Genomic DNA, 10501 nt, shown 5'->3' with positions numbered 1-10501 from the left:
TAAACGAATATTTAGTGCCGCCGGCATAGTTGGTGCTGGTGGGCCAGCTGAGCCCGGTGGGCCTTCCATCCCACTGAAATTGCAGTGTGGCCCCGACCATGCCCGCCTCGCGGGCCTGCTGGGCGATGGCGTTGAGCAGGATTTGCCGGGCGTTGTACGCCGTCTCCCAGTTGGTGTTCCAGAGGGTGCGACTGACAATTGTGGTGGCGCTGGCGTCGCTCCAAGCAGGATGTAACCCTTCTAAGTAACTCGTCAGCGATGACAAACTCGCCGAGTAGTTCGCCTTTTCAGTAGTAAGGCCGGCACCACTTGCTTGATTCTCAATTCCCGCTTGCTCCGTTATCAGCTGGTTATACTCTCGAATCACTACCAGCTTTTCGGCGGGGTGCAGCTCCCCATCTGAAGCGATGCTATCCAGCTCTGCCAGGGCTTTATCTACATCTGTCTGCGCGTTATCGGCTGAAGATTGGGCGGCGTTTGCCAAGTCCTGCAAAACCGCTGCGATTCTATTAAGTAAGCCCTGCCTGGAGGCGTAGACCGCCTGCCATTTATTGTTCCAAGTGCTGCGGGTGATAGGCGTTGTGCTGTCTGTGGCATTCCAAGTAGGAGTTAACCCCTGCAAATAATCGGTTAGCGCTGTGATCTCATCAGAATATTTGTTTTTTTCTGTGGTAATCCCAAGGGCAGTAGCCTGATTAACAATACCCGTTTGCTCGCTGATTAAGTCATTATATTCACGGTTTGCACGCAATTTTTCAGAGGGGTGCAGCTGACCATCCGCCCCGATATCATCCAGGTCTGCTATAGCCGCATCGGCGTCTGCCTGCGCTTCGGCCGCTGCCTGGGTGGCGCTGTCAGCCTGGTCGCGCGCATCTGCTGCCGCGTTACCCGCCTCATCAGCAGAGTCTTGAGCATTATCTGCAGTACCTTGTGCATCCTTCGTTTCTTTTTCGACACGCGTGTAAAGCCGCTCTATCGACATAAACTCACGGCGTACAAACTGCCAAAGCTCAGGGAGGCTGCGCGGTACACCTGGGCCTGTTCTATAGCTCATCTTCCATCAACCTGTAGTAAGTCCACATCCCACCCGGTCAAGCGCCAAAAGCCATCAGCGACTGACTCGATACGAATAGCCAAGTAGCGAGCCTTTACTCGGCAATCTACTTTTAGCCCAGTCTGCACATCGAAAAGTCGAGGCTGTCTCCAGCGCACAGCACCCATAGGTGTGTCAGAGCCACCGATAGTTATCCGTACTTGGCCCTCACCATCTATTTGAGGGACTATCTGTCGAATCAATTTCCAACGCTTAGAGGGAGCTTTGATAAATTGGTCGAGGTCTATTCCGGTGCGCTCTAAATACGCTTCTTCTGTGCTGCTTCCGGTGGCAAGATAATCGGCTTCCATGAGCTGGGAATCAGTGAAGTAATACATCACCGGGTAATAGGTGGTCTCTGACATGTCCCCCCAGCTCTGCGTCAGGTCTTTCCAGCTAATTCCGGAGAGTTCATCCCAGGTAATAATCTCCCCCTGTTTTGGGGCGAACACCGCGCAAGCGACATTAGGCAAATCTACAAAGGTGAAAGTGTTATCTAGCCAGTTATAAACCAGTGCACGGTTTGCTGGCCCCGATAAGTTGGTGCTGTAGTAAATCCAAACCTCTTTGGTCTTGTGGTTGGCAATGCAGCGCACCTTATCCCGCTGTGCCAACTCTCCATAAAATCTCTTATTAACCCTGCGGTGCGCTATAGGGCGAGGCGTCAGACCGTCGTGGACAAAGATTTCAGTGGAACCGACCACAAAGTGATTGCGGTCAAAGGCTGCCACGGCATCACGGCAGAGAATGCCTTGGTCAAAAAGGGTTTCGAATGAAAAGATGAATTGGCCACCAACGTGTTGCATCAAGTAGGTAGCGTCATGGCTGTAGACGATATTGGCGGAGCCCATTGCCAAGCAGTCAACCAGCTCACTTGCCCCTGCATCAATGGGGTTTGCACCTGCTAAGTTTGAGGTATCAGCAACATCCCAAGTTTCCGGTACTGTTCCGGGCTCTGCCTCGTCACTCCAGCGCACTGTGTTTGGATAGCTCACACCATCCTCGGTGATGCCCAGCGCGAGCATAAAACCCTTATAGATCCGAATACACTTTGCCCGCAGGTTATCAGGCCAGTTAGGCAGGTCTTTAAATTCGGTATCATTCGGTTCGATTATTTGCGGGATATCGACACCGTTGTTAAAGATTGCCGACTCTCCCCAGACCTCACTGTGCCAATCGTCGCCGTTATAGCCGGATGAGTAATCTGTGCCTGTGCGCTCGACAAACACCTCATTCTCACGGCGGTACAGCTTGCTTGCTGAGGCATAAGCCAACTGCGGTATACCGTCAGCAATCCAACCCTCGCCCCATAGTGGGGTTTCTACCAGGTCTTCCAGGGCTATCGGGGTTGGCATGGTTTGGGCTGCGCCGTTGGCAAAGCGCACATTGCGACCAAAACTGAATTCATTGATTGCCAATTCATAGGCTGGCTGGTCGGCATTAATGCCGCGCTCGCCAAGTTGGCGTACAGGATAAAAAGGCATTATTCCACGTCCTCCCCACTCAAACCGGCAAGCAAATCAGTGATATCACTGCTGGTAATTTCAGAGGTCTTGATAATCCAGGCCAGGGCGTAATAAGGTGGTCTTACGTCTACAGTGTGTTTGTGCTTGCCATCCGAACCAACCGTATGGTCATGCTTTTCGCCATCCCCCTCTGATTGAAGCTCAATCACCTTACCGTCTTTATCCGATGGGTCGTAATCTGGGCCGAAAGTTGAAGATTCATTTCCGGGATAGGCAAGAACTTTCTGGCCCGCAACACCATGGCCGTGCGGTGGCATCTGTGCTTTTGTGATAGCAGTTCCCCCAGTCTTGCCATCGTGGTCATGCTCTCCTGCTTCCTCGGTTTCCCTGTCGACAGAGCCACCGGAATCGCCGACTGAATAGCCGTTTCCAGCACCAACAACGAACAAACCACGCAAATCAGGTATACCGTTTGTGCCGTCCATAAGCTGCCAGCCATCAGGCACAGGCGCGAGGATTGTTGACCAAGGCTTGATGGAATATTTCTGTTCCGTATGAGGAAGCATGAAATTAACGGTAGCGCTTACTGCATCCAGAATGCTCTGGGGCAACCCATTGATTTCATCATGAGTTAAATCGACCTTTCCGGAGATATTTGGAAGGCTATTTTTCAAAGCCTTTTTCATCATACGGAGATGGTCATCACCCCAGCCCGCGGGGTCACCATGTGCAGGATTATTGCTATCCAGCTCAGAGATATAGTTAGCATCTTCGATAGGCATGTTCTGAATCCAAGATTAATAAGCGTTCTGCACGATTGAGCCTGAGCCGGATAGCTCGACCTCTTCACTGATGAGGTTCAATCGATGTAGCTGGTCTTGAAATTTTGATTCCCAGAGAGGGATACGGCTGTCATTCATCAGGAAGGATTCTGCTTCCACGAGCGCCCCAAACAAATAGAGGTCTGGTGCAGCATCAAGGACCGGGTTTGTATCCGTGTTGCCTACCAACTTGCCGGAGAAGTCCTCATTGCGCGTTATATCGATAGCTCCATTGATTTCTGCAGTGATAGTCGCTGCACGAAACTCACGGAGAATGCGCAACTCAGCCAGGCCAATAAAATCTGGTATCGACTCATCCAAGTCCTCACGCTCCAACCACCGAGCGATAGCAGATTTCAGCTCGCCGTAATTGGTGATTGTCATGAAATACCCTCAAAGAACTTCTGTGAGCGTCCGCCCATAATGCAGCGGGGAAACTCTGAGTGAATTATCTGGTTGAATTTACGCTTTTCAGCCGGTGACATTTTCCCGTAACGGATCGGGTCCATTTCCTTGCCGTACTTCTTGATGATTTCGAGCTGAATAGTTGCGGGTATACTGAAGCGGAGGCGGCGGTAATCTTCCTTCACTGCGCCCGCTTCTATTTGATGCCGGCGGTGGTCCTGCTGAGCAAAGAAGGCTTGCTCATTATCTTTGCGGACCTGATAGACGGTGCCATCTTCAATCGCGAAACTTTCGTGTGTTCTGGCCATAAATTTTGAGCAATAAAAAAGCGCCCGGAGGCGCCCTTAGTTGGAGAGGGTAAAACTTAAGAGGTGGTGATGTTCTCAATTACAAAGCTGGTTTTATCATTGAGACAAGCCAGTGTCAGCTCAGTTTTCCACATCATTTTTTGATTGTGGCCAGTTATTGCGAGCGGCACCATCTTGGTTTTCTGCAGAATATCAGCAGACCAGAACTCTGAATCAAGACCAAGTATTGTGGAAATGTCCATATACCGGCCTTTGACCACCGACACGGAACCATGAGGCGTATCAATGATATCGATACAATCAACTAGCCTTTTCTCTTCCACGTCACGGTTTCGCCCTGACTGCTGTGCAAATCCTGCAATGGGGTCAGCGTGAATAGGGTTAATCAGAAGTGTTTCAACATTACCACCGTTGTTATAAGTGGCTAGCTGACCAGCCTTGATTGAGGCTTCACCATTTGATGCCGTGAATGCTGCACCGTGGTCTACCCGGCAGTCACTATGAATTTGCACCTGTGCGCAATCCATTTTGTCCGGCACATCGTTACCATCACCAGTCTGTCGAGTTTGCTTGCCAGCACCATTAAAAGCGTACTCAATATCGTTCTTAAGTTCGCGGAGTTTTACGGTGGACTGGTCCTTCAGCTCACTAGAGCGGCCGTGCTTTTTAATCTCTTCGAGTGTGTCGGAGATTTTGAATGGCTTATCCATCAACTGGCAACGATTGTTCATCATCGCTGTCGGCGTGTAGCCGAACGTACCTATATCAGCCCCTTCCGGCCGTGCATTTTCGCCTGGCGCCGTGGTATCCCGCTTTTGCCATTCGTGAAGCTTGCCGCTTGCTTTCCCGTCTTTGATTACGTTCAGCATCGGCTGGTCAATCAATTTAGTTTCGAAGATTGCATCTTTCACATCTTCGGCGTTACCTACTGAATCGTATGTGGTAGTCATTGCTAGTTTCCTAAAATACGGTCGATTTCACTATTTACAGTGTGGGCAGTAAGGCGGTTTTGAGCAGCTCGGTCACCCTTTGCAGCAAGTGTGCGGTCCCGCTTTATTGCATCCGCGCGCTTCTGGGCTTTACTGCGGGGCTTCTGCACAGCCTTCTGCTTAATCGTGTGTTTTAATGTTTGGGGTTTTGGTGTGGGTTTAACTTGGGCCTTTTCGGCCTTCATCTGGTTGAGTAATGCGGAAATCACCCAAGGGCGGGTTTCGTTGGCAATTTCTTCCTGGGGAACACCCTTCTCGACTGCGTACTTCAGCACCGAGTGGTACAGCTCATTGCTCCAGTCTGAGTGCATCCCCTGCAAGACTTCTACTGCCTCCTTGGCCTTTCGCTGGTGGTCTGCCTTACGCTGCCCCTCAGCTTGCTCCTTTAGCTTTTTGCGGGCTTCCTCGACTTGCTGAAAACCTTGAAGCGCAACTTTATACTGCCCGTGCAGCTCCTGATACTTCGCCGGGTCATTGGCCTGCAGCTCTTGCCAGTTGACGCTGTCGAACTGAGCTAGTGGGCCTTTCAGTTGGCTTTCAAGGAACTGCAAACCCTGGTCAAGCTGCTGGTATTTCTGGTCAGCTTGCTTTTGGGTGTCCGTTAGTTTTTGCTGCCTCTTGGAGAAATTGTCTTGAAGGTTCTTCTCAGTGTCCCGCCAAGCTTTTACCTGGGAGAGTGATACCTGCTCGCCATCCACCTCGAAGGTAGGCTCATCAGTTGATTCATTTTCGTCGCTGGTCTCTTCGCCCTCCTCTGTTTCAGTTTCAGTGTCCCCCTCTCCCTCTGCTTGCTCTCCGGAGTCCTCATCGGCTTCAGTAGTAGTTTCAGCTTCGCTTTCGGCCTCCGTTTCCGTGGAGTTATCAGTGGACGCTTCAGATTCATCTGTTTCAGTTGAATCACTAGATTCGCCCAGCACTTCGGAAAGGGCAGCATCAATTGCGTTGGTATCAGAATCCGACATAGCCGGTTATTCCTCTGTTGGTTGGTAATAGCTGTTTAATTTTTCGGTGACGCGATGCAGTGCACGGGACTGGCGGTGCAACTCCTCGCGCTGCTCAGGGTTCTCACAATGGAGCCATTCACCCTGAATATCTGCGATTGCATCCTTAACCGCCTGTTTAAATGCAGGGTCATCCCAGAGTTGTTTGGCATGTACCGAGCACGCACGGGCTGACAGGCAGGTATTGGCAACCCGCTTAAGTAGTTTCTTCATAGGATTAAATGCTTACGTTGCGGTCCTGCCGGCGCTCAAGGGCGAGTTCCAGCTCATCAATGGTTTGGTCATGGGCTTCAGCATCCTCGGCCAAGGACTGCTTGCGGTCGCCAAGGGAAGCGTCTGTCATTTGCTTCTGACGCTTGAGGTCTAATTCTCCCATCGCCTTAACCTGCCGCGTCTGTGCATCCTGCACTTTGACATCCAGCTCCTGCTGATTGAACTGCTGCAATACTGCCTGGAGCTGCTGGTTTTGCATGGTCATCTGCTGCAGCTGCTGCTGAGTCTGCATTAACTGCTGCTGCAGCTGTGCCGGAGTGCTGTTTGGATCCGTCAGGAATTCTGGCGACGGTTGGCCAGATAATTTGAATATCTCGCGCAGTACAGAGTATTTATTCTGCGGTAAGTAAATGGCCTGCAATGAGGGGTCCATCTGCGCGCCCTGAGTCAGCGAGTTGTGCAACACCATCAACGTGCGTGCACGCATCTCAGCATCATCTGGGGTAAGAGCTGTGGTTACCTCCATGTCAACACCTTCGCCCATCTCCTGCGGGTTGAGCTGTTGCCACTCGCCATCAACTTCAGCCAGTAATCCCTTCTGGTCGTGCTCGAGAGCCAAGGTGTAAATCTCTTGAAATATTGGAATCAAGAAGAGCTCGGCATACCGCCTAGCCATGCCCATCATTCGCCGCATTGCTGCGCTGGTCATGCGGTTAATCATGTCATCAGCATTTTGGTTGCTGATAACGTCCTGATTGAGCCCCGAAGTTAAACGAGACACGCCGACCCGGTGCTCCTTGTCCTGGTTCAGCATCTCCAGGGCGGGCATTGTCAGCGGTGTTAATTGTGGGGCCGGAGTTGCCATCACATGGTCAGTAATTGGTCCCGCTGCAGTCTTGCTGAGCCAATGAGTTGCGCCAACAGGGTTATCAATCCAATCGGCAGGATTAACAAACGCACCCTGCCGGGCAACACGGGATTGATTATTGGAAATCAGTAGGTTATCTACTATCTGCCGCTTGATGGTCGACTTTAGCTTTTGAATATCGCCAATAATGTCGTAAGTGGATAAGCCATCATATCGATGGGCTACCCGAAGCGCTGCCCAACTGAAGTACGGCATCCGCTGCACTTCTTCAGTCTCAAGGATGGTATTGCCAACCTTAAAGACTTGGTGCAATTGGGCAACACCATCGCCCTCGTCATCCCACCAGATAAACAGCTCGTAAAGTTCCAGTGTTTCCTGCGAGGGTTCACCAAGCAGGTCATCGCCAGTCGTCACACCTTCGCGGGCCTGCTCTTCCATTTCATCTTGAGAATCACCGTCAGCAGTCAGGCCAGCAACTACTGTGGAGTCAAAGCCCATCTCGATTAATTCGGAGCGGGTAACCTCACTCTTTTCACCCCAGAAACGGGCTTTACTCGGATCGGTTGCGTTCGGGTCTCGGACCACACGTTCAGGGGCGATAACTTCAACCGCAACGCGAGAGGCATCAACAGGCACTCTGAGTTCAGCATCAATCAGGCCGCTGACCTCATCCTGTACCGCCTCAACAATTTCAGCCTCAGAGCTTTCAAGCTGCTCATAGGCTTCCGGCATGATGCCCTGCACCTGCTCGGTTTTGTATTCGGTCTCTTCGTTCCAGTAGACCTTGGCCGTGCAGTTTTTGGCAAGCAGCGCATCCTGGATAGAGTCGTGCAAGATGGAATAGCCGGAATTGTTTTTATTAAATACTCGGTTGCAGTAACTGGTGCGCAGCTTTGCCTGCAATACGTCATTCTGGTCTTGCGGGGTGAACTTCACGGTCTCCCGGTTAGAGCCGAACACCTCCAATAAAATCTCTTTGGCATCCTCCACCGCGTCAAATACATCACGGCTCACATAATCGGAGCGTCCATCACGCTCATTGCCGAAGGGCTCACCGTAGTAATACTTATACGCCTCGGCGCGGTCATCGGAGTTGGTGGAATCGTCATCGCCCTCTGATAGCTGAATGCATTGCTCAGCTAATTTCAGGATTTCGCCTTTAGTCTTTGCCATCAGTAACGGATTCCAGGGTTGGATTGGGAGTAATCGAAGTCATCATCATCGACGGTCACCTCAGCCATACACATCATTAGCGCGTCGGCCATATTGGGTGAGTCAATTTGGAATTTGGATTTCATTTCCTGCTTGCTGTACAGCTGAATTTTGCCCCCGGCCACATACTTGCGCGGCAAGCGGCAAACTTCAGAGCGAAGCTGTGCAAGCTCTTTGATTTCTGAATTAATGCTTATCAGCTCATCAGGGTTGATGTACTTACCCTTCTCAACTGCCAAGAAGGTTTTGAACATCCTGTCTCGCAGCATCCAGTAAAACTGAGCGCGACGATTGGCGAATGTTTCCCTGTTGGTTTTGGGCTCTTTGATCTCGCCGTCTTCTGGCTTGTAGATAGCATCCGGGTCTACCGGTGTGGCAGCTCCATTAAAACCCTCTACCTCTATCTTCTTACCTTCCAAAGCGTCGGTGACCTGCTTCTTAAGACCAGCACCAACGCCAACCACATCCCAGAGGAATGCGTCAGGCTTATGGTCATTGGTAAAGCTCAGCGCCCAATCGGTTGCACTATCCAGGTCACCAGCTTCAGTGTTTTGCGCATCAAGCAGAATAGAGCCGTGCATATAGGCCACTGCTTTAGCATCACCTGAGTCAGCTGGGTCGTATGCAATCCGCTCCTGGCCAACAGGTCCAAAGCCAAGCTTCTTGTGAGCATCGACACAAGCATCAAACCAGTCCGGCTCAATAATTGCGTTTTCCACTGAGTCCTCATAAGCGCCCAGCCAAATATGCTCATACTTGGCCCGGGGCAGCTTCTCTTTGTCTCTGAGCCTGTCCTTCTCCAAGACGTTGGGGAAAAAGGGGTTATCGTCGTAGTTAATATCAATGATGAGAATGTCATCATCTTCGTAGCGCTTATCCCTGGCTAAGTGCTTCTCGTAGGGCGCCAAGTAATGCTTACTGAATGGGTCGTTACTGCTGCCCCTGTTGAGAGTAAACAGCAGCTGTGAGCCCTCTTCCCTCACCGTTGGGCCAAGTATGTCGATACTTGCCTGAGACATGGTGCGGGCCTCTTCTACCCATACACCATTCAGATTGAAAGTTGACTTAAGGCTCTCCAGGTTACGAGCCAAACCGCGATAGAAAGCACCGCCAGCGTCAGGGCCATACACCCGGGTTGCGTCGTACCTAAGCTCAGGCAAAGCAAGCTCATCGACTTGCGCCTTCATCAGCGCATGAACGGAGTCATCAATACTGTTCTGGAACTCGCGAGCGCATAGCCAACGCTGCCCTTGTGCAACTCGCTTGGCTATTAACTTTGCGGCAGTAAACGACTTTGCTGAGCCGCGGCCACCAACTAAAACGATTGTCCGCTTATCGGTGGTGAATATCTCTCGGAGCCTGGGCGGCACCGTCTGGAGGAATTCGCGCTCTTGCCTTACCAGTTTGATTGCTGCCGCTAGTTGCAGCTTGTTCATACGCTGTCTGGGTCAATGCCGGCTTCTTTGAGGAGGTCGTTAGCTTCAGCCAGGGTCATAGAGTGCTCTATAGGTCCACCGTTAGGGCCTGATACTTCGTGAGTGTTGGCATCCTTCAATCCCAGCTCGCGGGCAATGATATTGGGGTTCAACAAGTCAGCTGCTGCGCCTGCGAACTTCTGCGAATAGATAACCTCTTCCACTCGCGAAATGATTGTGGAAAAACCTTCGTCAGTCTTCCAAGCAGTCCAGGTTGAGCGGTCTATATCAAGGAACAAGCAAAGCCCGGATATGGTCATAGCCCGCATCTTGGGTATGACACCCTCACTAATTGCGCCTTGATATGAAAACAGTTTTGATTCGAATAAAGGATTTTCCTCTACCCACTCAAAGTATTCACAGCAGGCTTCCCATAGGCATTCAGAGTTAGCAAACAGTTTGTCACGCCCATGCTTGGTCCGCGCTTTCCAGAATTGGTTGCCTTCAGGTGCCGGCATGATTATTTACCCTGATACTTGTGAGGAGATATCGAATCCGTATGCTTAGGCAGCTGGTCAATGGTTAGCTCATAACCGTGCTTCTCTGAGTTGTAACTCTCCCAGCTCTGCGCTTTCATTAATTTGTGCCGCTGGTGTGAGTAATACCAATTCACGACTAGACCCAATGCAGCTATTACTACACCCACTAGG

General features: G+C 51.1%; 12 protein-coding genes. All 12 read right to left on the bottom strand.

From position 1 onward, the window contains the following. Positions 1–1054 (bottom strand): hypothetical protein (locus ACCI49_RS22100; RefSeq protein ID WP_371841400.1); only part of this gene is annotated, 1054 nt, incomplete at its 3' end. Beyond that, on the bottom strand, positions 1051–2577 hold the full coding sequence (locus tag ACCI49_RS22095; RefSeq protein WP_371841399.1) for a hypothetical protein: 1527 nt from the start codon (positions 2575–2577) through the stop codon (positions 1051–1053). The genes ACCI49_RS22095 and ACCI49_RS22100, both read right to left, overlap by 4 nt. Further along, entirely contained in the window at positions 2577–3341 is a 765-nt protein-coding gene (locus tag ACCI49_RS22090) for a hypothetical protein (protein WP_371841398.1), read from the bottom strand. The genes ACCI49_RS22095 and ACCI49_RS22090 overlap by 1 nt, the downstream gene beginning before the upstream one ends. A gap of 15 nt (positions 3342–3356) precedes the next feature. After that, positions 3357–3764 carry a phage adaptor protein gene (locus ACCI49_RS22085; RefSeq protein WP_371841397.1) on the bottom strand — a complete coding sequence of 136 codons (408 nt, stop codon included), beginning with the start codon at positions 3762–3764 and terminating at the stop codon, positions 3357–3359. Next, the gene (locus tag ACCI49_RS22080) at positions 3761–4093 is read right to left on the bottom strand and encodes a hypothetical protein (RefSeq protein WP_371841396.1); all 333 of its coding nucleotides are present in this window, start codon (positions 4091–4093) and stop codon (positions 3761–3763) included. The genes ACCI49_RS22085 and ACCI49_RS22080 overlap by 4 nt, the downstream gene beginning before the upstream one ends. Positions 4094–4149: 56 nt before the next feature. Then, entirely contained in the window at positions 4150–5043 is an 894-nt protein-coding gene (locus ACCI49_RS22075) for an SU10 major capsid protein (protein ID WP_371841395.1), read from the bottom strand. A gap of 2 nt (positions 5044–5045) precedes the next feature. Further along, positions 5046–6044, bottom strand: a complete 999-nt coding sequence (locus ACCI49_RS22070) for a hypothetical protein (protein ID WP_371841394.1) — start codon at positions 6042–6044, stop codon at positions 5046–5048. A 6-nt stretch (positions 6045–6050) separates the two neighbouring features. Next, positions 6051–6296 carry a hypothetical protein gene (locus tag ACCI49_RS22065; RefSeq protein ID WP_371841393.1) on the bottom strand — a complete coding sequence of 82 codons (246 nt, stop codon included), beginning with the start codon at positions 6294–6296 and terminating at the stop codon, positions 6051–6053. A gap of 4 nt (positions 6297–6300) precedes the next feature. After that, positions 6301–8337, bottom strand: coding sequence for a portal protein (locus ACCI49_RS22060; RefSeq protein WP_371841392.1), 2037 nt, complete (start codon positions 8335–8337; stop codon positions 6301–6303). Next, positions 8337–9812 (bottom strand): phage terminase large subunit, encoded by a 1476-nt coding sequence (locus ACCI49_RS22055; RefSeq protein WP_371841391.1) that lies wholly within the window; start codon positions 9810–9812, stop codon positions 8337–8339. The genes ACCI49_RS22060 and ACCI49_RS22055 overlap by 1 nt, the downstream gene beginning before the upstream one ends. Beyond that, the gene (locus ACCI49_RS22050) at positions 9809–10309 is read right to left on the bottom strand and encodes a DNA-packaging protein (protein ID WP_371841390.1); all 501 of its coding nucleotides are present in this window, start codon (positions 10307–10309) and stop codon (positions 9809–9811) included. The genes ACCI49_RS22055 and ACCI49_RS22050 overlap by 4 nt, the downstream gene beginning before the upstream one ends. Positions 10310–10311: 2 nt before the next feature. Beyond that, the coding region (locus ACCI49_RS22045; protein WP_503629706.1) for a phage holin family protein at positions 10312–10501 on the bottom strand (190 nt) is incomplete at its 5' end.

It is taken from the genome of Microbulbifer epialgicus, from assembly GCF_041447265.1.
Lineage (GTDB): Bacteria > Pseudomonadota > Gammaproteobacteria > Pseudomonadales > Cellvibrionaceae > Microbulbifer > Microbulbifer epialgicus.
This window is presented reverse-complemented; position numbering and strand designations above follow the sequence as displayed.

Excerpts from the sequence above, each read along its gene's own strand:
- ACCI49_RS22095 (WP_371841399.1), bottom strand. The coding sequence starts at position 2,577 with ATGCCTTTTTATCCTGTACGCCAACTTGGCGAGCGCGGCATTAATGCC.
- ACCI49_RS22090 (WP_371841398.1), bottom strand. The coding sequence starts at position 3,341 with ATGCCTATCGAAGATGCTAACTATATCTCTGAGCTGGATAGCAATAAT.
- ACCI49_RS22085 (WP_371841397.1), bottom strand. The coding sequence starts at position 3,764 with ATGACAATCACCAATTACGGCGAGCTGAAATCTGCTATCGCTCGGTGG.
- ACCI49_RS22080 (WP_371841396.1), bottom strand. The coding sequence starts at position 4,093 with ATGGCCAGAACACACGAAAGTTTCGCGATTGAAGATGGCACCGTCTAT.
- ACCI49_RS22075 (WP_371841395.1), bottom strand. The coding sequence starts at position 5,043 with ATGACTACCACATACGATTCAGTAGGTAACGCCGAAGATGTGAAAGAT.
- ACCI49_RS22070 (WP_371841394.1), bottom strand. The coding sequence starts at position 6,044 with ATGTCGGATTCTGATACCAACGCAATTGATGCTGCCCTTTCCGAAGTG.
- ACCI49_RS22065 (WP_371841393.1), bottom strand. The coding sequence starts at position 6,296 with ATGAAGAAACTACTTAAGCGGGTTGCCAATACCTGCCTGTCAGCCCGT.
- ACCI49_RS22060 (WP_371841392.1), bottom strand. The coding sequence starts at position 8,337 with ATGGCAAAGACTAAAGGCGAAATCCTGAAATTAGCTGAGCAATGCATT.
- ACCI49_RS22055 (WP_371841391.1), bottom strand. The coding sequence starts at position 9,812 with ATGAACAAGCTGCAACTAGCGGCAGCAATCAAACTGGTAAGGCAAGAG.
- ACCI49_RS22050 (WP_371841390.1), bottom strand. The coding sequence starts at position 10,309 with ATGCCGGCACCTGAAGGCAACCAATTCTGGAAAGCGCGGACCAAGCAT.